Source organism: Sphingomonas sp. Leaf37, from assembly GCF_920939475.1.
GTDB lineage: Bacteria > Pseudomonadota > Alphaproteobacteria > Sphingomonadales > Sphingomonadaceae > Sphingomonas.
Window position 1 is genome coordinate 950,161 of record NZ_CAKLAX010000001.1, and the last position, 18,749, is coordinate 968,909.

The following is an 18,749-nucleotide window of genomic DNA, read 5'->3' on the forward strand; positions in this document are numbered from 1 at the left end:
CGCCGATTATGCCGCCGGATCGTGGTGGCGGGCGTGACGATCGCCCGCTGCTTATCTGCGATCTGACGCAAAGCTACTCGCCGAGTGGCGGGGGCGGTATCAGCAACTATCTGCGCGAAAAGCGCGATTATGTGCTGGCGGAGACGCCGCATCACCTGTTGCAGATCGTGCCGGGGCCCGCCGATCGCGTCACCGTCGAAGGCCGCCACATCTTCGCCGAGGTCGCGGCCGATCCGGTGCGTGGCAGTCCGAACTACCGGTTCATCCTGCGCGTGCAGGCCGTCCGATCGCTGCTGGCTCGTTATCGTCCCGACCTGATCGAATCACTGTGCCCGTGGGTGCTGCCCTGGACAGCGATCCAGCATCGGCGTGCCTATCCCGGGACAGCGCTGATCGCGGGTTATCGCACCGACTTCCCCCATGCGCATGTCGCTCGCGTCGCGCAGTCGCTGTTCGGGCCGGCAGGCAAGTTCTTCTACTGGCTCAGCCTCGGCTATACCGAAATCACCTATCGTGAGTTCGACTACGTCTACACGCTGGGCGAGGATGCGCGCGATACGCTGTGCCGACGCGGGATCACGCGCACGGAGGTACTGCCGCTGGGCGTCGATACGGCGATGTTCCACCCGTCGCGGCGGGATGCGGCATATCGCGCGGAGCTTGGCCTGCCGGGCACGGGACCGCTGCTGGTCTATGCCGGGCGCATCGACAACGAGAAGCGGGCGGACCGGCTGATCGCGATGATGCGCCTGCTGCCGCCCGCGCTCGGTGCTGCTCTGGTGATGATCGGCGACGGCAAGTTGCGAGGTCAACTGGAACGGGAGGCAGCGGATGTGCCGGTCGCCTTCGTCGGATTCGAAACCGATCGCGCGCGTCTGGCACGGGCGCTTGCGTCGTCGGATCTCTACGTATCGGCAATGGCGGACGAGACGTTCGGTGTTTCGATCATCGAAGCGCAGGCGGCGGGACTGCCGGTGGTCGGCGTCGCGAGCGGAGCGATGCCGGCGCGGGTACCAGCAGGGTTGGGATTGCTCGGGCCAGTGGACGATATCGAGGCGATGGCCGCCAACGTGATACGTCTTTGGCAGGCCGATCGCCCTGCGATGCGCGCGTCCGCACGGGCGCATGTCGAGGCGCACTTCAGCTGGTCGCGGACGTTCGCGCATCTGTTCGGCACGATCTATCCCCAGGCGCTTGGGCGTGCCCGCATGCGGGCCGGGTCGCAGCGCGCGATGCTATGGCCGACGCGGACGGGCTGAAGCCGGGTGCGGGTGGATCCGCGCGAGATCGGGATAGCGACGGACCCACCCTGCTGAAGCGTCGAAGCGCTCGGCTACCCGAAGAGTTAGCAGGGAACGTGCCAAATCAATAACTTCGCGGAACATCGAATTCTCGATGGTTAACGGCAGCGGGTGTGAGCGTAGGAGTGTAAAGCTTCTCGACACTCGATCGGTATTGCGAGCACACAGCAACGGTTATCGTTCCATCGTCGCTATTGACTACGGCCGTAATCAATACGATTACAGCTGTAATTGACGAGGGAGCGACACGTGGCCGAACGAATCAGCGATGCCGAGCACGCGGTCATGGAGGTGCTTTGGGATGAGGCGCCGCTCACGGCGCAGGATGTCGCCGAGCGGGTTGATCCGGGCCGCGGGTGGAGCGCTAACACGGTCAAGACGTTGCTCGGCCGATTGCTCGCCAAATCGGCGATCGCGCATCAGGAGGATGGGCGCCGGTACCTCTACCGGCCACTCGTCGCCCGCGGCGATTACGTTTCGGGCGAATCGAAGCGCCTGATCGACCGGCTGTTCGGCGGCAAGCTGACCCCACTGGTCGCGCATCTGGCCGAGCGCGACGAACTCACCGCACAGGATATCGCCGAGATCGAGGCGCTGCTGAAGGATCTGAAACAATGAGCGGCTGGCTGGTGGGCACCACCGCCGCCGGGTGGCTGGTCGAGGCGCTGATCGCCTCGACCGTCCTGATGGTGCTGGTGATGCTGATGCGCAGTCCGGTGCGCAACACTTTCGGCCCGCAGGTCGGTTATGCTCTATGGGCGCTGCCGGTGCTGCGGCTGTTGCTGCCGCCCTTGCCCCACGCGTGGCGGCAAGCCGCCGTCACCCCGATCACGCAGGCGAGCGAGACGCTGACGATCTTCGTCGTCGAGGGCAGCGCGACCGGGACGGCGACCGCTGCGTCCGGGCCGCCGATCGGCCTTATCGTCGGCGGATTATGGGCGTTGGGAGCGCTGAGCTTCCTCTTCTGGCATCTCACCAGCCATACCCGTTTCTGCCGGCGCCTGCTCGGCTCCGCCGCGGCGGTCGAGGAAGTGCGAGGCGTGCACGTCATCGCCAGCGATGTCGCGACCGGGCCGCTCGCGTTCGGCGTGCTGCGCCGGTATGTCGCCTTTCCGCTCGATTTCGCCGATCGCTACGACCCCGATGAGCGCGAGCTGGCGCTGGAGCATGAGATCGGCCACCATCAGCGCGGCGACCTGATCGCGAACTGGGTCGCGCTCGCCGTGCTGGCGATCCATTGGTTCAATCCGATTGCCTGGCGCGCCTTCCGCGCTTTCCGTGCCGATCAGGAACTCGCCAACGACGCCCGTGTGCTCGCCGGCCGATCGACGATCGATCGTCACGCCTACGCCTGTGCAATCGTCAAGGCGGCGCACGGCGGCGCGGTGTCCGCGGCTTGCCACCTTCATACCATCGATGATCTGAAAGGGAGAATACGGATGCTATCCACCTCGCCACGCTCGCGTCGTCGCCTCGCCGCCGGAGGCGCGCTCGTCTCCGCTCTCGTCCTCGCCGGTCTTGGGCTGACTGCCTCCGGCACCAGCGCGGCCGCCGCGCTAGGCGGCCCGGTCGGTGAGACGCTGGGCGTAGACATGCAGGCCGTACCGCCCGCACCGCCGGCGCCGCCGCTGCCGAACGGCGTCGCCGCACCGCAACCGCTCGAAGCACCGCAGCCGCCCGTCGCCGCCAAATCGCCAAAGCGCATCGTCGTCAATCGCGTCGGCAAGGATGGCAAGGTCAACACCTATACATCCGCGCCCGACGGGACGTTCGACGACGAGGCAATCCAGCAAATGATCGATCGCTCGCTGAAGATGGCGCCCGAAGTCACCGAACGCAGCTGCACCAACGGCAGAGATGGCGGCCCCAAGGAGATCGTTGTTCACGCGACAAAGGGCGAGAAGCGCACGATGGTGATCTGCACCAATCGGATCGAGAGTATGGTGTCCGCCGGGGGCGCCGCCGCGGTGAACGTCGAACAGATCCGACGCAATGCGATGGAGACTGCCCTCGCTAGCGTGCAGGCATCGCGTGCCAGCATTGCCGGCAACCGCGACATGAACGATGCGGACCGCAAGGAGGCACTCGCCGAGATGGACGCGGCCGTCGCCGAGCTGCGCACCGAAATGGCGTCGCCCGACAAGGATTGATCCCGATCCGTTCGGTCCCGCGCGCGACCTCTCCTGCCATGCGCGGGGGAGGTCGCCCCTTGCGTTGCAGCACGCATCGCGCCACATCGGTGACGATGGCTGAGCATCCGACCGGTATCCCGATCCAGCTCGAGCCGCTCGTCTCACGGGTGCTCGCGACCAATCCCTCGCCGTACACCAACGGTGGTACGCAGACCCACGTCGTCGGCACGTGCGATCTGGCCGTAATCGATCCCGGCCCCGAAGACGATGTGCATATCGAGGCGCTGATGCGGGTCATCAACGGCCGCCCGGTACGCGCGATCGTGGTCACCCATCATCACCGCGATCACAGTCCCGGCAGCCGGTTGCTCGCCGCAGCCACCGGCGCGCCGATCGTCGGCGCCGCGCCCGGCCACATCGTCAGCGACAGCCCGCGTCTGGATGCGGCATTCGACATGGACTATGCGCCCGACCGTATCCTGACGGAAGGCGACAGCGTCGCGGGCGACGGCTGGACGTTGGAAGCGGTCGCCACGCCCGGTCACACCTCCAATCATCTCGCCTTCGCGCTGCCGGAAACGAAGGCGCTGTTTTCGGGCGATCATGTGATGGGATGGGCGACGAGCGTGATCTCACCGCCTGACGGCGACATGGGGCAGTATATGGCGAGCCTCGACAAGCTACTGGGGCGCGATGACCGGATCTATTATCCCGGACACGGCGAGGCGGTGGAGAACCCGCAGCGACTGGTCCGCGGCATGCTCGGGCATCGCAGGCAGCGCGAGGGGCAGATCCTTCGCCTGCTGCGCCAGGCGCCGTTGCACCTCGGCCCGATGACTGCGCGCATGTACGTCGGGCTCGACCCGCGGTTGATCCCGGCGGCGGAGCGATCGGTACTGGCGCATCTGTACGACCTGCGCGGGCGCGGCATGGTCGATGAGGAGGACGACACATGGCGGACGGCGGCGTGAACGACCCTGCTGCCGCATCGGTCCCGCCTGCGCGCGGCGCGACCGGATCGTTTCTCGGCAAGGCGGTCGGCGTCATCATCCTGCTGGGCCTTGCGTTCCTGATCGGATTGTGGGGCGTGCAGCGGTATGTCGAGCGCCGCTTGTCGCCCGATCCGACCACCGTCGCCAGCGCGAGTCTTGAGGGACTGCGCGAACAGAACCGTCTTTCGGCTTTCGCCGCCCGTTTCGTGGCGGTGACGACATCGCGGCAGTCGCAACTCGGGCTGTCGACGGAAAAGACGCTGATCATGCCCGGTATGGTCCGCTACGAAGTCGATCTCGGCAAATTGACGCAACGCGACGTCGCGTGGAATGCCGAGACGCGGACACTGTCGGTCAGGCTGCCGCCGATCGAGCTGGACGGACCGCAAGTCGATATGACGGCGATACGCGAATATGGCACCGGCGGCATCCTGTCGCGGCTGACCGATGCGGACAGCCGGCTTGATGCGGCCAACCGGCGCGCGGGGCAGGCGGAGCTGGTCCGTCAGGCCCGCGACGCGACGCCGATGAAGCTTGCCCGGGACGCGACGCGTCGTGCAGTGGAAAGCAGTTTCGCGATGCCCCTGCGCGCGGCCGGGATCGATGCGAACGTCAAGGTGAGCTTCGCCGGAGACCCGGTTTCATCGACCGAACGCTGGGACACCAGCCGCTCGCTGGAAGAGGTGCTCGGCAACACGCGTTGAGGGCGGCGCGAAGTTCGCCTAACGGGGGTATCATGGAACTGACCAAAAGCTTCGCCGGGCTCGACCTTCGCGCCGAGATCGAGCGCCTTCGCAAGGATCGCAATGCCGTCATCCTTGCGCATTATTACCAGAAGCCGGAATTGCAGGACCTGGCGGACTATGTCGGCGACAGTCTCGACCTCAGCCGCAAGGCGCAGGCGACCGACGCGGACGTCATCGCATTTTGTGGTGTGCGCTTCATGGCGGAGACGGCGAAGATCCTCAGCCCTGACAAGATCGTCGTCCTGCCCGATATGGATGCCGGCTGTTCGCTGGAAGACAGTTGTCCGCCCGATCAGTTCGCCGCGTTCCGTGCCGCGCATCCTGACCATATCGCGCTGACGTACATCAACTGCTCGACCGAGGTGAAGGCGCTCAGCGACATCATCGTCACCTCGTCGTCGGCGGAGACGATCCTGGCGCAGTTGCCGCGCGATCAGAAGATCATCTTCGGGCCCGACCGCAACCTCGGGGGGTATCTTCAGCGCAAGACCGGGCGCGAGATGTTGCTCTGGCCGGGCGTGTGCATCGTGCACGAGGCGTTCAGCGAGACGGAGCTGCTGAAGCTGAAGGCGCAGCACCCGGGCGCGCCGGTCGCCGCGCATCCCGAATGTCCGGCGGTGATCCTCGATCACGCCGATTACGTCGGATCGACACGTGGTATCCTTGAATTCGCCAATGCGATGCCGGGCGATACCCTGATCGTCGCGACCGAACCGCACATTATCCACCAGATGGAAAAGGCGATGCCGACCAAGAGCTTCATCGGCGCTCCGGGGGCGGACGGCAATTGCAACTGCAACATCTGCCCGTACATGGCGCTTAATACATTGGAGAAGCTGTATGTCGCGTTGCGGGATCTGCAGCCGCGGATCGAGATCGAGGAATCGTTGCGGCTGAAGGCAAAAACGAGCCTGGACGCGATGCTCGCCATGGCATCAACGACGGTCGGGCAGGGCGATCTCGGACCCCGAACCGCGGTGCCGGTTACCGGCGACTGATCGTCAATGCGCGGGCGTTATATCCGACGTGGCAAGCAGGTTGCGCGCTTCGTCGATATGGATCGCGACCATCGTCATGTCGAGGTCGTCCGCCAGCCGCAACGCAGTGGTCAACAGGCGATCCAGCTCCGTCATCGCCGCACGCTTATCCATACTCGTATGTCCCACCCCGATTTGGACGCCAAACCGATGATCACACCATTCGTTCCGTCGATTCGCGACATGGTATACGAATAATGAGCTTTCGTCTGGATGGTTTCGACTGCGACGTGTTCGTCGCAGCTACGCTGGCCGAGGATTTGGGGGCGGGGGGCGACATAACCTCGGCCGCGGTGATCGATGCGGACGCGCGGTTCATCGGGGTGATGGACACGCGTGAAACGATCGTCGTCGCCGGCCTTGGAATCGCCGAGGCGTTCTTCCGGGCGCTCGATCCGACGATCGTCATCGAAAGTCTGGTGATGGACGGTGATCGCGTTCCGGCGGGCACCGACCTGTTGCGGCTGTCGGGATCGGCGCGGGCGATGCTGACGGCGGAACGGTCCGCGCTCAACACCGTGCAGCATCTGTCCGGAATCGCCACGCTGACGCGCACCTATGTCGACGCGATCGCCGGCACGGGTGCGGTGCTGCTCGACACACGCAAGACCATTCCTGGCCTCCGTCGTCTGGAAAAATACGCCACCCGCACCGGCGGCGCCCGGAACCACCGCATGGGGCTATGGGATGCGGCGATGATCAAGGACAATCACGTGGCCGTCGCGGGCGGCGTCGATGTGGCGGTTCGGCGCGCTGTCGCGGCGGGGATCGCCCGGATCATCGTGGAGGTCGACCGGATCGACCAGATTGCGCCCGCGCTCGCCGCCGGGGCAACGCATCTTCTGCTCGACAACATGGAACCGGCGACGCTGCGCGAGGCGGTCGGGATCGTTGCGGGGCGTGTCCCTACCGAGGCATCCGGGGGCGTCCGGCTCGATACGATCCGTGCCATCGCCGACACCGGCGTCACCTATGTCTCGGTCGGGCGTCTCACCCAGTCCGCGCCCGCAGCGGACATCGGCCTCGATTTCGTGCTGGCATGATCGATCGGCTTGCACGGTGTCGATCGTCGGCTAGGCTGCGACGTATCGCATGCAGGGGAACGTCATGAGCAAGCCGCCGTCCATCGCCCGTTTCGAGCAATTCTATTGGGCGTCGATCATCCTGGGGCTGATCAACACCGCGCTCAACTGGCAGACGTCACAGGCGGTGCTTGCTGCCAGTCCCATGCTGGCGAATGCGGGCTGGCTGCTGCCGACGATGCAGGTCATCGGTCTGGCGATCGGTATCCTGCTGTGGTTCTTCATCGTTCGCCAACCCAGCGTCGTCGCAAAGTGGGTGCAGGTGGTGTTCGCGGCATTCGGGGTGTTCGGTGTGCTGTCGGCGCTGTTCCTCGTCGGCACGGGACGCTCGCCTGCCGGCGTGCAGGTGATCCTCGGCCTGCTCGCGAATATCCTCTACATCGCTGCCGCGGTGATGCTGTTCAGGCCGGATGCCAAAGTCTGGCTGGGCGAAGGGCTGGACGACGATGACTATGTGGATGCACCGCGCGTATGATCGGCCGTACATTGGCGGCGTTGATCGCGTTAATGTCGCCTGTCGTCGCGCACGGGCAGGCCTACCGCTGTGCCGCACCGGGAACGATCCCGCGGCCCCGTCCCGATCTCCCCGATAGCCGGCAGCCGGTCCGGCAGCGCCCGATCGGCAGCTATACGCTCGCGGTGACCTGGGCGCCGCAATATTGCAGAGACCACGCGCGCGACGCCTCCGCGCGGTTTCAGTGCGGCGCGGGTAATCGCTTCGGATTCACGCTGCACGGGCTGTGGCCGGACGGCATCGGCAAGGAATGGCCGCAATATTGTCGTACGACACCGGTCCTGTCGCGCGACGTGATCCGCGCCAACATCTGCACAACGCCGTCGGCGCAATTGCTCCAGCACGAATGGGCGAAGCACGGCACTTGTATGCCGGGATATCGTCCAGAGAGCTATTTCAAGCGCTCGACAGGGCTGTATGCCGCGTTGCGCTATCCCGATATGGACGCGCTGTCGCGGGCACCGCTAACGGCCGGGCGACTGGCACGGGCGATCGCCGGCGCCAATCCCGGCCTGCGCGCCGATATGATGCGGATCACGGCGAACCGGCAGAACTGGCTGGATGAGGTCTGGATCTGCCTCGATACCGCATTCCGGTATCGGCGATGCCCGGTGCATCAGGGCGGCCTTGATCCGGGTGCCACCGTCAAGATCTGGCGCGGAGGGCGCTAGACCGCTCCCTGCGTCGGCAATCGTCAGCCGACGATCGTCGCGGTGGCGGGATGATGGCGATCCAGATGCCGGCGAATGATCTTCAGGTTGCGCGTGTTCGACCGAAAGAAGAAGTCGGGTACCGCGCCGATGAAGGGGATCGCACCCATTGCCCAGTCTAGGCCGACGTTGCCGAACATACGTGCCATCTGCACCTTCGACATGCCGAGATTGCGCGCCTCCCACACCAGCCACGATCCGATCACCGCTGCGACCGTACTACCGGCCACCGGGATCAGACTGAGCAACGCGTCGAGGCCCAGCTTGCGATTGGTCCCCGGAAGCGTGAACAGCCCCTCCATGACCCGCTCCATGGCCTCGATGCGGGTACGCACCGCAGCAGCGTCGCGACCGATCGGCAGGGTGTCTAGCATGGGGCGGACGTCCATCGGACGGGGGCGGGTGGTCATGCCGCTCTATCTGGTGTCGTCGCGAAGCCTGTTCAACGGGTGCCACGCGCGCGTGTTCGGCCGCCATTGTCTCAGTCGCATTGCGACAAGCGACCACCGGAGCGGGCGGGCGATCGGAATGAAGGCGGCATCGACTGCAAGTGCGGCGTCGGCGGCCGCGATCAGCCGCGACCGTTCGATCAATGAATTCGCATCGCGCGCCGCGATCAACGCGGTTCGCGCCTCGTCCCCGCACACCGCGCAGGCATTCGCAAGATACCAGCGTGCGCTATCGTACGGCGCGACCAGATCGACGAGGCGCAAATCGCTGTCGTCGGTCAGGCCCACGCGAACCGGAGTGATGCCTACGCCCAGCAGCGACGCGGCGATCTGCGCATACAATGTTGTCGCACCCGGTCCGGACGGCAGGGCAATCCGCAGTCGCACCGGTCCCCCGGACCAGGCAGCAACCCGGGCGCGAGCCTGATCGCGTCGATCGGCCGGGGTCAACAGCGACCATCCCGGCAGCGCCGGCGGCAGCGCCGAGTCGAGCATGTCCGGCAGGATACGCTCGGCGGGTTCCCAGCCCTGCATGATCGCACCAGCCACCGCGACGCGATCGATCGCGCCACTGATTGCCGCGCGATGGGAAGGATCGGCGAGGAACCCGTCGCGGTTGACGATCGCGAGGCCGAACAGACCGGCGGCAGGATCGACCCGGATGTTGGCCGGGGCGACGCCGGAAAAAGCGATCAGCGGCCAGTCCACGAATGTGCCGCCGGCGACGTAATCCGAATCGCGGGCGGCGAAGCGGACGATCGCCCGCGCGGCCCGCTCGCCAATCAGTCTGACGTCCTGTTCCGGACGGGTCTGACGCTGATCTTCAGGATCGGCACGATTGGGGTCGAAGGCCGGACGCAGCAGCGGGCTGCGCATCGCCTGCACGACCCGCATCGGTCCCGCGCCGCCGCCCGTCCCGTTCTGCCACAACGCCAGTTCGGGCTGCGCGAACAGCTTCAACAGATCGGGGCGGGGGCGGCGCAGACGCACTTCGATGACCTGTGGCGTCATCGTTACGATCTCGTCGACCGCGGTGAGGAATGGCGTGAGCGGGTTGCGTGATCCAGGCCGGAGCTGACGGCGTAACCGATCGACGATCTGATCCGCAGTCACCGCGCTGCCATCGGGCCATCGCGCGTCTCGCAGCCGGAAGATGTAGCTCGTCCCCTGATCGATCACGATCCATCGTTCGGCGAGCCCCGGCTCGATCTGCCCAGCGGCATCGAAGCGGACCAGTCCCTCGGCGGTCGCATCCAGCAGCAGCCGCGATGGCGTGTCCAGCCGGCCGCGTGCCGGATCGACGAGGCGGGGCGGCGCGCCGATCGCGCTGACAACGACGGGCCCCGAATCGGGACGACGATCGCATCCGGCCAGCGAGATACTAGTCAGCCCGAGCAGGAGACCGATGGTGCGGACGACGGGACTCGAACCCGTACTCCAGAGGAAGCCGATTTTAAGTCGGAAGCGTCTACCGATTTCGCCACGTCCGCGCACCGGGTGACGACAAGCGCAGCCGGGCTGCGCCGTCAAGCCGATAAGATCCGTTACGCGCCGGATCGATCGACGTGGCGGTCCGCTCACACGTTGAGGCGGGCGCGCATTTCCTTGCCGGGCTTGAAATAGGGCACCCGCTTTGCATCGACGTCCACGGTTTCGCCGGTGCGGGGATTGCGACCGATGCGAGCATCGCGGGAGCGCGTGGAGAAGGCGCCGAAACCGCGCAATTCAACGCGGCCATTCGCCGCGAGCCGACGTGATATCTCGTCGAAGAACGTCGCTACGATCGATTCGATATCCTGCCCTGACAGGCCCGGATTCTTTTCGCACAAAGTCTGGATCAATTCGGAACGTATCATCGCAAGACTCCCCCCGGTTCTATGCAGCCAAGGCTTGATAGAGATCAATGGGCGTCACGCATAGGGCCGATCCGTAACCGATGCGATAAAAAACAGGGCCGCCACCCAGAGGATGGCGGCCCCGCATCTTACTTCTTCTCGGCGTCCGAGCGGGCCTTGAGAGCCTCACCCAGGATGTTGCCGAGGGTCGCGCCCGAGTCGGACGAACCGTACTGCGCAACCGCCTGCTTTTCCTCGGAGATCTGCATCGCCTTGATCGAGAAGGTCGGCTTCTTCGAACGATCGAAACCGGTCACCATCGCATCGAACTTCTGCCCGACCTGGAAACGCTCCGGCCGCTGTTCGTCACGATCGCGTCCCAGATCGGTACGCTTGATGAAGCCGGTCGCGCCATCGTCGCCCTGCTGCACTTCGAGGCCCGCATCGCGGACTTCGAGAACGGTCACGGTGACGATTGCGTTCTTGTTCAGCTTGTCGCCAGCCGCTGCGATGCCGCCAGCCGAAGGCCCGCCGCGCTCGAGCTGCTTCATGCCGAGGCTGATGCGCTCCTTCTCTGCATCGATGTCGAGCACGACGGCCTGAACCGTCTCGCCCTTGCGGTGCAGGTTGAGGGCGTCCTCACCCGACACGCCCCAGGCGATGTCCGACATGTGGACCATGCCGTCGACGTCGTTGTCCAGACCGATGAACAGGCCGAACTCGGTCGCGTTCTTGACTTCGCCCTCGACGGTCGAACCGATCGGATGAGCCGACGCGAACGCCTCCCAAGGATTGTTCTGCGCCTGCTTGAGGCCGAGGCTGATGCGACGCTTGTCCTCGTCGACCTCGAGCACGACGACATCGACTTCCTGCGAAGTCGAGACGATCTTGCCCGGATGGACGTTCTTCTTGGTCCAGGACATTTCCGACACGTGGACGAGGCCCTCGATGCCCGCTTCCAGCTCGACGAACGCACCATATTCGGTGATGTTCGTGACGCGGCCCGACAGCTTGGCGCCGATCGGATACTTGGCCGACGCGCCATCCCACGGATCGGACTCGAGCTGCTTCATGCCGAGGCTGATGCGCTGCGTGTCCTTGTTGATGCGGATGATCTGCACCTTCACGGTGTCGCCGATCGCGATCATCTCCGAGGGATGATTGACGCGCTTGTACGACAGGTCGGTGACGTGCAGCAGGCCGTCGATGCCGCCCAGGTCGACGAACGCACCGTAATCGGTGATGTTCTTGACGACGCCGTCAATGATCTGACCCTCGGCCAAGCTCTGGATCAGGCCTGAACGCTGCTCGGCGCGGGTTTCTTCCAGCACTGCGCGACGCGACACGACGATGTTGCCGCGCTTGCGGTCCATCTTCAGGATCTGAAACGGCTGGGGGATGTCCATCAGCGGCGTAACGTCACGCACCGGACGGATATCGACCTGCGACCCTGGCAGGAACGCGACGGCGCCCGACAGGTCGACGGTGAAGCCGCCCTTGACGCGGCCGAAGATGACACCCTCGACACGGGCGGTCTTGCTGAATTCGAGTTCGAGCTTGTCCCATGCGGCTTCGCGACGGGCGCGGTCGCGGCTGAGCATCGCTTCGCCGTGCATGTTCTCGACGCGGTCGACGTACACTTCGACTTCATCGCCGACGTTCAGCTCGGCCTTCTGGCCCGGTGCGGCGAATTCGCGCAGCGGCACGCGGCCTTCGGACTTCAGACCGACGTCGATGACGGCCATGTCGTTTTCGATCGCGGTGACGGTGCCGTGCACCACGCGGCCCTCGAAGCTGTCGGCGCCGCCGAACATGTCATCGAGCATCGCGGCGAAATCGTCGCGGGTAGGAGTGGGCTGGGTAGCCATAGGGTTAGAGTGTCCTCAGGTTTAACTGTTTCCGGCCAAGCGGTTGGTTCCGCTGGTCTTGGCTGAAAACGCCGCGGCGACCCCATGCCGGTCGCGGCATCCATCGGGCGGGTTCAGGCGGAGGATGAGCGATGCGCATCATGCGAAAAGGGCGCGAACGGTCGAGCCGATCGCGCCTACCTCCGCGAGCACCTGCTCGCCGGACCCTGCCCGCTTAGGGGAAAACAGGCGTTTTGGCAAGGTTGCGGGGTGGCAGCGATTCGGGTGCTGTGGCGCGCGGAAGTTGGCGAAGTTGACATTACGTCGCGGTCGGACACGCACCCGCGCCTGTCCTCGGGATGAGAGGGCAGAGAGACGGGGATGGCACATGATACGGGGATGGCAGATCGGGGACGTGTAGGACAGCGGGAGGATTGGCGGACCGCCGTTTTAAGCGAACGCGGATGCTAATCGATGCGCCGCGGGCTCTTGACGTGCATCGCTCAGCTAATACACCGTCGACGACGCTGGGAGGTGAATATGTCGATCCGGAAGATTGTTATCGGTGGAGTCTTGGCGGCGATGGTATTTTGGGGCGTCTTCGCCTGGGGCCTGACCGGTGCGTTCATAGCGCACGTATTCACGAACGGCTAAACGTCCGCATCCTACCGATTATTGCGGTTCGGTAGCACTCACGGCGCGCACCCGCCGTACCTCGACCAATGCGATCGCCTTCTGCACGCTGGCGTCGATCGACAGGAAGCTCGTGTCGAGCAGCACCGCATCGCCCGCCATCACCAGCGGTGCGGTGGACCGGCCGGAGTCGCGGGCGTCGCGGCCGCGGATGTCGGTGAGGACTTTGTCGAAGCTGACCGTGGAGCCGTGGCCTTGCAGTTCCTTGTGACGGCGTTGGGCGCGGATCTGGGGGGTGGCCTTCACGAACAATTTGGCGTCGGCGTCGGGGGCGATCACCGTGCCGATGTCACGGCCGTCGAGTACGGCGCCGCCGGGCTGGCGGGCGAAGCGCTTCTGGCGGTGCAGCAGCGCGGCGCGGACGAGCGGGTGGGCGGAGACGATCGAAGCGAGCTGGCCGATCTCGTCCGTCCGTAGCGCCGGGTCGGCGAGCAGCGCGTCATCGAAGTCGCAGGCGGCGACCGCGTCGGCCTCCTTCGCGGGGTCGAGTTCCATGCGCTGCACGGTCAGCGCGACGGCGCGATAGAGCAGCCCGGTATCGAGATGGGGCAGGCCGTAATGGCGGGCGAGCGCCTTTGCGATCGTGCCTTTGCCCGATGCGGCGGGGCCGTCCACGGCGATAATCATGCTTCCGCTCCCCCGGTAAGCGCATCAAGCGACTGATAGAACACGGGATAGCTGGTCGCCACCGGGCTCACGTCGTCGATCGTGACGGGCTTTGCGGCGTGAAGTCCAGCGACGGTCAGGCTCATTGCGATGCGATGATCGAGTTTCGAGGCGATGCGAGCGCCACCGGGAATGGCGTCGCCGCCGGTGCCGGTGATGGCGAGGCCGTCCTCGAATTCCTCGCAAGCGACGCCGCAGGCTTCGAGCGCGTCCTTCATCGCGGCGATGCGGTCCGATTCCTTGACGCGCAGTTCGTGCGCGCCGCGGGCGACGGTGCGGCCCTTCGCGAAGGCGGCGGCGACGAACAGGACGGGATATTCGTCGATCATGCTCGGCGCGAGGTCGGGGGGCACGTCGATCGCGGTGAGGGTGGCGTGACGGACGCGCAGGTCGGCGACGGGTTCGCCGCCGACTTCGCGCGCGTCGCATTCGGTGATGTCGGCGCCCATCAGGCGCAGCGCGGCGATCAGGCCGGTGCGGGTGACGTTGAGACCGACGTTGCGGACCAGAATGTCGGAGCCGGGAACGATCGAGGCGGCGACCAGCCAGAAGGCGGCGGACGAGGGGTCGCCGGGAACGGTGATCGTCTGCGGCTGCAGCTCGGCCTCTCCGGTGATCGCGATGATGCGGCCTTCGTCGCTTTCCTCGACGGTAATATCCGCGCCGAAGCCGCGCAGCATGCGCTCGCTATGGTCGCGGGTGGCGACGGGTTCATGCACGCGGGTGATGCCCGGCGTGTTGAGGCCGGCGAGCAGCACCGCGGACTTCACCTGCGCCGAGGCGACGGGGAGCGTGTAGGTGATCGGTACCGCGGGGCAGAGGCCGCGGACCATCAGCGGCAATGTGCCGCCGGGGCTGGCGGTGATGTCCGCGCCCATTTGGCTCAGCGGTTCTATGACGCGGCCCATCGGGCGGCCCGACAGCGAGGCGTCGCCGGTGAAGGTGGCGGTGATCGGGTGGCTGGCGACGAGGCCCATCAGCAGGCGGGTCGAGGTGCCGCTGTTGCCCATCTCCAGCGCGGTCGCCGGCTGGAGCAGCCCGCCGACGCCGACGCCGTCGACCTGCCACGTCCCTTCGCCGGTGCGCTCGATCGTCGCGCCCATCGCGCGCAGGGCGGCGGCGGTGGCGAGCACGTCCTCGCCCTCCAGCAGGCCGGTGATGTGGCTGGTGCCGACCGCGAGCGCGGCGAACATCAGCGATCGGTGGCTGATCGACTTGTCGCCGGGGACGGTGATCGTGCCGGTCAGCGGGCCGCGCGGGCCTACGCTCAGTTCCTGGGGAAGGGGGTGCGCCATGGGCCGGGGGCTTTGACAGCCACCTTGCGCTATGGCAAGGCGCCGCCCACCTCTCGGGCTAAGGGCGACTTTAGCCTGCGACACCCAATTCCGAAAGGCACACCGCGGCATGATCAAGCCGGAATGGGGCACGAAGCGTACGTGCCCGAAATGCGCGACGCGCTTCTACGACCTCGAAAAGGACGATCCCGTCACCTGCATCAACTGCGGGTCGACGTGGAACCCCGAGCCCATCCTGAAATCCAAGCAGCCGCTGCCCTTCGAGCAGGCCAAGCCGGACACCAAGGAAGCCGACCGCGACCTCGAGGGTGAGGACGAGGATCTGGAAGCGTTGGGCGAAGAGGAAGAGCCCTCGGCCGACGACGAGGTCGATCTGGGTGGCGACGACGATCTGGGCGTGGAAGCGCCCGCGAACGACGACGAACATTAATTCGTGAAAAAGGCATGGTGAGCGGAATTTCCCCGCTTGCCATGCCCCGGTGCCCCCGCTAGTGGGTCGCCTCCCGGAACGGATGGGGCCGTAGCTCAGCTGGGAGAGCGCTGCAATGGCATTGCAGAGGTCAGGGGTTCGATCCCCCTCGGCTCCACCATCCGGTTCCGAAGCAGCCGTTATTGGCGGTTAGCGCACCTCGCGGAGCGGGGATAAATCGTCATCAGATTCATCATCCTGAGACGCAATGCTTGACGGCATTTCGGCCTTGGACAAGCATGCGTCCGGTGCATCGCATCACGCGATGTCGGGGGCGACATTGATATGCGACGGGTTGGGCAAGCCGCTGCTGCGAGCGCTCTGATGCTTGGCGTGGTCGGCGGAGCAGTGGCGAAGGACAGACCGGCCTATGTGCTGGTCAACGAGGCTGTCGGCGTGCCGGTGTTCGCCGGGGACATCGCCGATCGGCCGTACCGGATCATTGGTGAGGTGAAGGCGGGCGTGCGCAAGGCGACGGTCTTCAGCAAGGCGTCGTCGGAGGCCAAGGTGTTTCGGGAATTGTGGGAGCGGGCCGAGAAGATGGGCGCGGATGCGGTGATCAACGCGCGCTACGGCAATTCGCATGTGACGGCGGTCAGCTGGGGCAAGACCAACGCGACCGGTACCGCGATCAGGTTCGAGAGTTCGGCCGCACGATAGCCGAAGGTGCGGCGGGGGCGGTGTACGCCCCCGCCACGCGATCAGTCGACCGGCTGAAGGTTGACGGCCGAGGTCTTGCCCCGACGGTCCTGCTCCAGGTCGTAGCTGATACGCTGATTCTGGTTCAGCGTCGCCATGCCGGCGCGTTCCACCGCCGTGATGTGGACGAACGCATCGGCGCCGCCCGTGTCGGGTGCGACGAAGCCATAGCCCTTGTCGGCGTTGAAGAACTTTACAGTGCCGGTGATGCTGCTCATGGCAGTATCCTTTCTACTCATGCCGCGCGACGGTACGATTACCGATGCGCGAAATTGCGCGCGAAGCAGGGAAGGAAGGAAGAGGGAGCCGCAAAGCACCGTAGACCGTCGATGTGCGACTCTAGCCTGCCCCATATGGCGCATGATCGCGGATTCGGCAAGGGGCGGGGGGACCGTGCGCCAGCCCGGGGTTGCGCCATGTCCGTATAAGGGCCATTTGCGTGGCATCGGATTGCCCTTCTTCGAGCATGATCCGACTGAGAGATACTATGCGCTCCCGCTTTCCGATTGGGAGACCCGCATGTCGCGCGCCATCAACGTCAATGCCAGCAAATCCGATGTCGAGGCCCTGTGCCTGAAGCACAAGGCGCCGATCAGCGCGATCGAGACGCTGGCGTCGGGCGGCACGCGTGTGGTGTTCATGAACGGCGATGCGGCCGCAGCGATGTCTCGCGTGTTCGGCAAGAAGGTGCTGTCGGGCAATGTCGAGCGGACGCCGCTGCGCCTGCGGATGGTGTGACGACGCCGGCGGGGTGAAGCGGGGCAGCAGGCACCGATTTACCTGAGTTCTCGGAGGTTCGGTTACTCCTCCACTCCAACCCTTCCTCTGAAGAGGAGGGGCTTTTTTCGTTATTTCTTCGCCGCGACCCGCCAGATCGTGTTGCCGACATCGTCCGCCACGAGCAGTGCGCCGGTGCGGTCGGCGGTGACGCCGACGGGGCGGCCGTGCGCTTTGCCGTCCTTGTCGAGGAAGCCCGAGAGGACGTCGACCGGCCTGGCGCCCTCGACCGGGAAGCCGCGGGCGGCGAAGGGGACGAAGACCACCTTGTAGCCCGACACCGGCTTGCGATTCCATGAGCCGTGTTCGCCGATGAACGCACCCTGCGCAAAGCGGCCGCCGAGCTTTACGTCGCCGGCAAAGGTCAGTCCGAGCGCTGCGACATGCGGTCCGAGCGCGTAATCGGGGCGCTTCGAATATTGCTGCAATTCGGGCCGGGCGGGTTCGACGCGGGTGTCGGGGTAGCCGCCCCAATAGAACCAGGGCCAGCCGAACTGGTCGCCCAGTTCGACCTGCGTCAGATAATCGGGTGCAAGATCCGAACCCAGCATGTCGCGTTCGTTGATGACGGTCCAGAGTTGCTGGTTGAACGGGCTGATCGCCATCCCCTGCGGATTGCGCAGGCCGGATGCGTAGACGCGGAACGTCTTTTGCTGCGGATAGACCTGCAGGATGTTGGCACGGAATTTCTCGGCATCGAGACCGTTTTCGGCGATGTTCGAGGCCGATCCGACGCCGACGAACAAGGTGCGACCATCGGGCGCGGGAACGAGCGTGCGGGCCCAGTGATTGCCGCCGCCGTTTAGCTTGACCACCAGTTCCGGTCTGGCAGCGATGCGCGTCGCCCCCTCGGTATAGGGTACGCGAACGAGTGCATCGGTGTTGGCAACGTAAAGCTGGCCGTCGAGCAGCGCCATGCCGGTCGGCGAATTGAGCCCGGTCATGAACACATGATGCTGATCCGCGACGCCGTCACCATCGCTGTCGCGGAGCAGGGTGATGCGGTTGGCGGAGGGAACGCCGGCACCGGCCTTGCTCATCAGCTTGCCCATCACCCAGCCCTGGATACCGCCACCCTCGCGCGGGGGCGAGTTGGTTTCGGCGACGAGCACATCGCCGTTGGGCAGCCGATAGAGCCAGCGGGGGTGGTCGAGGTTCTTCGCGAACGCCTTGACCGTCAGGCCGGCGGCGGGGACGGGGGTCTGGGTGCCCTGCCATCCGACGACATCGGCGACCTTCACCGTCGGCAACGTCTGGATCCGCGGTTGCGTGATCTGCGGGCGCTTGCCGGTGATCCGCTCGAACGGCACCTGCGCGGTGTCGGGCCACGCAAGATAGACCACCACGGCCACGGCGATAACGGCGAGGAGCGCGGCGAGGCGCAGGACGTGCTTCAGCATGGACGCACGATAGGGGCGGCCGGGGGGGAGTGGAAGGGGGTCTTGCTGCGGCGGATCGACATTCAGGGTTGCAGGCTGCCCGGCAGGATCGGGGCAGGATCGAGA

The 18,749-nt window shown here is 65.6% G+C and carries 21 protein-coding genes and 2 tRNA genes; 13 read left to right on the top strand and 10 right to left on the bottom strand.

The window, feature by feature from the left end:
- Nucleotides 1-8 precede the first annotated feature (8 nt).
- The 6 genes from LRA87_RS04475 to nadA all read left to right on the top strand — a co-directional run bounded on the left by LRA87_RS04475 (nucleotide 9) and on the right by nadA (nucleotide 6,169).
- A complete protein-coding gene (locus tag LRA87_RS04475; RefSeq protein ID WP_230629550.1) occupies nucleotides 9-1,259 on the top strand; it encodes a glycosyltransferase in 1,251 nt (416 codons plus the stop codon).
- Nucleotides 1,260-1,550: 291 nt separating this feature from the next.
- Nucleotides 1,551-1,919: a BlaI/MecI/CopY family transcriptional regulator gene (locus LRA87_RS04480; protein WP_230629551.1), complete on the top strand. Its 369-nt coding sequence runs from the start codon at nucleotides 1,551-1,553 to the stop codon at nucleotides 1,917-1,919.
- Entirely contained in the window at nucleotides 1,916-3,451 is a 1,536-nt protein-coding gene (locus LRA87_RS04485; RefSeq protein ID WP_230629552.1) for a M56 family metallopeptidase, read from the top strand. Before LRA87_RS04480 ends, LRA87_RS04485 begins: the two co-directional genes overlap by 4 nt.
- Nucleotides 3,452-3,546: 95 nt before the next feature.
- Nucleotides 3,547-4,404 (top strand): MBL fold metallo-hydrolase, encoded by an 858-nt coding sequence (locus LRA87_RS04490; RefSeq protein ID WP_230629553.1) that lies wholly within the window; start codon nucleotides 3,547-3,549, stop codon nucleotides 4,402-4,404.
- Nucleotides 4,386-5,129 (top strand): DUF4230 domain-containing protein, encoded by a 744-nt coding sequence (locus LRA87_RS04495; protein ID WP_230629554.1) that lies wholly within the window; start codon nucleotides 4,386-4,388, stop codon nucleotides 5,127-5,129. Before LRA87_RS04490 ends, LRA87_RS04495 begins: the two co-directional genes overlap by 19 nt.
- A gap of 32 nt (nucleotides 5,130-5,161) precedes the next feature.
- A complete protein-coding gene (nadA, locus tag LRA87_RS04500; protein ID WP_230629555.1) occupies nucleotides 5,162-6,169 on the top strand; it encodes a quinolinate synthase NadA in 1,008 nt (335 codons plus the stop codon).
- Nucleotides 6,170-6,172: 3 nt separating this feature from the next.
- Here nadA and LRA87_RS04505 read toward each other — a convergent pair whose 3' ends face one another.
- Nucleotides 6,173-6,322: a hypothetical protein gene (locus LRA87_RS04505; protein ID WP_230629556.1), complete on the bottom strand. Its 150-nt coding sequence runs from the start codon at nucleotides 6,320-6,322 to the stop codon at nucleotides 6,173-6,175.
- 83 nt (nucleotides 6,323-6,405) lie between these two features.
- On the opposite strand from LRA87_RS04505, the gene nadC reads away from it, so the two are divergent.
- The 3 genes from nadC (at nucleotide 6,406) to LRA87_RS04520 (ending at nucleotide 8,475) form a co-directional block, all read left to right on the top strand.
- Complete coding sequence (gene nadC / locus LRA87_RS04510; RefSeq protein ID WP_230629557.1) at nucleotides 6,406-7,251, top strand: carboxylating nicotinate-nucleotide diphosphorylase; 846 nt, start codon at nucleotides 6,406-6,408, stop codon at nucleotides 7,249-7,251.
- A 64-nt stretch (nucleotides 7,252-7,315) separates the two neighbouring features.
- The gene (locus tag LRA87_RS04515) at nucleotides 7,316-7,765 is read left to right on the top strand and encodes a hypothetical protein (protein WP_230629558.1); all 450 of its coding nucleotides are present in this window, start codon (nucleotides 7,316-7,318) and stop codon (nucleotides 7,763-7,765) included.
- Nucleotides 7,762-8,475 carry a ribonuclease T2 family protein gene (locus LRA87_RS04520; RefSeq protein ID WP_230629559.1) on the top strand — a complete coding sequence of 238 codons (714 nt, stop codon included), beginning with the start codon at nucleotides 7,762-7,764 and terminating at the stop codon, nucleotides 8,473-8,475. Before LRA87_RS04515 ends, LRA87_RS04520 begins: the two co-directional genes overlap by 4 nt.
- Nucleotides 8,476-8,498: 23 nt before the next feature.
- Here LRA87_RS04520 and LRA87_RS04525 read toward each other — a convergent pair whose 3' ends face one another.
- The 7 genes from LRA87_RS04525 to aroA all read right to left on the bottom strand — a co-directional run bounded on the left by LRA87_RS04525 (nucleotide 8,499) and on the right by aroA (nucleotide 15,299).
- A complete protein-coding gene (locus tag LRA87_RS04525; RefSeq protein WP_230629560.1) occupies nucleotides 8,499-8,924 on the bottom strand; it encodes a DUF4112 domain-containing protein in 426 nt (141 codons plus the stop codon).
- A gap of 6 nt (nucleotides 8,925-8,930) precedes the next feature.
- Complete coding sequence (locus tag LRA87_RS04530; RefSeq protein ID WP_329958581.1) at nucleotides 8,931-10,415, bottom strand: ABC transporter substrate-binding protein; 1,485 nt, start codon at nucleotides 10,413-10,415, stop codon at nucleotides 8,931-8,933.
- Nucleotides 10,370-10,453 (bottom strand) — tRNA-Leu (locus LRA87_RS04535). The genes LRA87_RS04530 and LRA87_RS04535 overlap by 46 nt, the downstream gene beginning before the upstream one ends.
- Nucleotides 10,454-10,540: 87 nt before the next feature.
- Nucleotides 10,541-10,819, bottom strand: a complete 279-nt coding sequence (locus tag LRA87_RS04540; protein WP_230629562.1) for an integration host factor subunit beta — start codon at nucleotides 10,817-10,819, stop codon at nucleotides 10,541-10,543.
- A 128-nt stretch (nucleotides 10,820-10,947) separates the two neighbouring features.
- Nucleotides 10,948-12,666, bottom strand: coding sequence for a 30S ribosomal protein S1 (gene rpsA, locus LRA87_RS04545; RefSeq protein ID WP_230629563.1), 1,719 nt, complete (start codon nucleotides 12,664-12,666; stop codon nucleotides 10,948-10,950).
- 651 nt (nucleotides 12,667-13,317) lie between these two features.
- On the bottom strand, nucleotides 13,318-13,965 hold the full coding sequence (gene cmk / locus LRA87_RS04550; RefSeq protein ID WP_230629564.1) for a (d)CMP kinase: 648 nt from the start codon (nucleotides 13,963-13,965) through the stop codon (nucleotides 13,318-13,320).
- Nucleotides 13,962-15,299 (bottom strand): 3-phosphoshikimate 1-carboxyvinyltransferase, encoded by a 1,338-nt coding sequence (gene aroA, locus LRA87_RS04555; protein WP_230629565.1) that lies wholly within the window; start codon nucleotides 15,297-15,299, stop codon nucleotides 13,962-13,964. Before aroA ends, cmk begins: the two co-directional genes overlap by 4 nt.
- Before the next feature lie 109 nt (nucleotides 15,300-15,408).
- Here aroA and LRA87_RS04560 point away from each other — a divergent pair, with 109 nt between their 5' ends.
- The 3 genes from LRA87_RS04560 (at nucleotide 15,409) to LRA87_RS04570 (ending at nucleotide 16,428) form a co-directional block, all read left to right on the top strand.
- The gene (locus tag LRA87_RS04560; protein WP_230629566.1) at nucleotides 15,409-15,729 is read left to right on the top strand and encodes a TIGR02300 family protein; all 321 of its coding nucleotides are present in this window, start codon (nucleotides 15,409-15,411) and stop codon (nucleotides 15,727-15,729) included.
- Nucleotides 15,730-15,813: 84 nt separating this feature from the next.
- Nucleotides 15,814-15,889 (top strand) — tRNA-Ala (locus LRA87_RS04565).
- A gap of 203 nt (nucleotides 15,890-16,092) precedes the next feature.
- On the top strand, nucleotides 16,093-16,428 hold the full coding sequence (locus LRA87_RS04570; RefSeq protein WP_230629567.1) for a heavy metal-binding domain-containing protein: 336 nt from the start codon (nucleotides 16,093-16,095) through the stop codon (nucleotides 16,426-16,428).
- Nucleotides 16,429-16,469: 41 nt separating this feature from the next.
- Here the strand turns inward: LRA87_RS04570 and LRA87_RS04575 are convergent, their stop codons facing one another.
- Nucleotides 16,470-16,685 carry a cold-shock protein gene (locus LRA87_RS04575; RefSeq protein ID WP_037534615.1) on the bottom strand — a complete coding sequence of 72 codons (216 nt, stop codon included), beginning with the start codon at nucleotides 16,683-16,685 and terminating at the stop codon, nucleotides 16,470-16,472.
- Between the two features lie 301 nt (nucleotides 16,686-16,986).
- Between LRA87_RS04575 and LRA87_RS04580 the strand changes: the two genes are divergently transcribed.
- Nucleotides 16,987-17,205 carry a hypothetical protein gene (locus LRA87_RS04580; protein WP_230629568.1) on the top strand — a complete coding sequence of 73 codons (219 nt, stop codon included), beginning with the start codon at nucleotides 16,987-16,989 and terminating at the stop codon, nucleotides 17,203-17,205.
- 110 nt (nucleotides 17,206-17,315) lie between these two features.
- Here LRA87_RS04580 and LRA87_RS04585 read toward each other — a convergent pair whose 3' ends face one another.
- A complete protein-coding gene (locus LRA87_RS04585) occupies nucleotides 17,316-18,644 on the bottom strand; it encodes a PQQ-dependent sugar dehydrogenase (RefSeq protein WP_230629569.1) in 1,329 nt (442 codons plus the stop codon).
- Nucleotides 18,645-18,749: the final 105 nt, after the last annotated feature.

What these genes read in the sequence shown, in the direction of transcription:
- LRA87_RS04475 (WP_230629550.1), top strand. Translation starts at nt 9, where the DNA reads ATGCCGCCGGATCGTGGTGGCGGGCGTGACGATCGCCCGCTGCTTATC.
- LRA87_RS04485 (WP_230629552.1), top strand. Translation starts at nt 1,916, where the DNA reads ATGAGCGGCTGGCTGGTGGGCACCACCGCCGCCGGGTGGCTGGTCGAG.
- LRA87_RS04490 (WP_230629553.1), top strand. Translation starts at nt 3,547, where the DNA reads ATGGCTGAGCATCCGACCGGTATCCCGATCCAGCTCGAGCCGCTCGTC.
- LRA87_RS04495 (WP_230629554.1), top strand. Translation starts at nt 4,386, where the DNA reads ATGGCGGACGGCGGCGTGAACGACCCTGCTGCCGCATCGGTCCCGCCT.
- nadA (WP_230629555.1), top strand. Translation starts at nt 5,162, where the DNA reads ATGGAACTGACCAAAAGCTTCGCCGGGCTCGACCTTCGCGCCGAGATC.
- LRA87_RS04505 (WP_230629556.1), bottom strand. Translation starts at nt 6,322, where the DNA reads ATGGATAAGCGTGCGGCGATGACGGAGCTGGATCGCCTGTTGACCACT.
- nadC (WP_230629557.1), top strand. Translation starts at nt 6,406, where the DNA reads ATGAGCTTTCGTCTGGATGGTTTCGACTGCGACGTGTTCGTCGCAGCT.
- LRA87_RS04515 (WP_230629558.1), top strand. Translation starts at nt 7,316, where the DNA reads ATGAGCAAGCCGCCGTCCATCGCCCGTTTCGAGCAATTCTATTGGGCG.
- LRA87_RS04520 (WP_230629559.1), top strand. Translation starts at nt 7,762, where the DNA reads ATGATCGGCCGTACATTGGCGGCGTTGATCGCGTTAATGTCGCCTGTC.
- LRA87_RS04525 (WP_230629560.1), bottom strand. Translation starts at nt 8,924, where the DNA reads ATGACCACCCGCCCCCGTCCGATGGACGTCCGCCCCATGCTAGACACC.
- LRA87_RS04540 (WP_230629562.1), bottom strand. Translation starts at nt 10,819, where the DNA reads ATGATACGTTCCGAATTGATCCAGACTTTGTGCGAAAAGAATCCGGGC.
- rpsA (WP_230629563.1), bottom strand. Translation starts at nt 12,666, where the DNA reads ATGGCTACCCAGCCCACTCCTACCCGCGACGATTTCGCCGCGATGCTC.
- cmk (WP_230629564.1), bottom strand. Translation starts at nt 13,965, where the DNA reads ATGATTATCGCCGTGGACGGCCCCGCCGCATCGGGCAAAGGCACGATC.
- aroA (WP_230629565.1), bottom strand. Translation starts at nt 15,299, where the DNA reads ATGGCGCACCCCCTTCCCCAGGAACTGAGCGTAGGCCCGCGCGGCCCG.
- LRA87_RS04560 (WP_230629566.1), top strand. Translation starts at nt 15,409, where the DNA reads ATGATCAAGCCGGAATGGGGCACGAAGCGTACGTGCCCGAAATGCGCG.
- LRA87_RS04570 (WP_230629567.1), top strand. Translation starts at nt 16,093, where the DNA reads ATGCTTGGCGTGGTCGGCGGAGCAGTGGCGAAGGACAGACCGGCCTAT.
- LRA87_RS04575 (WP_037534615.1), bottom strand. Translation starts at nt 16,685, where the DNA reads ATGAGCAGCATCACCGGCACTGTAAAGTTCTTCAACGCCGACAAGGGC.
- LRA87_RS04580 (WP_230629568.1), top strand. Translation starts at nt 16,987, where the DNA reads ATGTCGCGCGCCATCAACGTCAATGCCAGCAAATCCGATGTCGAGGCC.
- LRA87_RS04585 (WP_230629569.1), bottom strand. Translation starts at nt 18,644, where the DNA reads ATGCTGAAGCACGTCCTGCGCCTCGCCGCGCTCCTCGCCGTTATCGCC.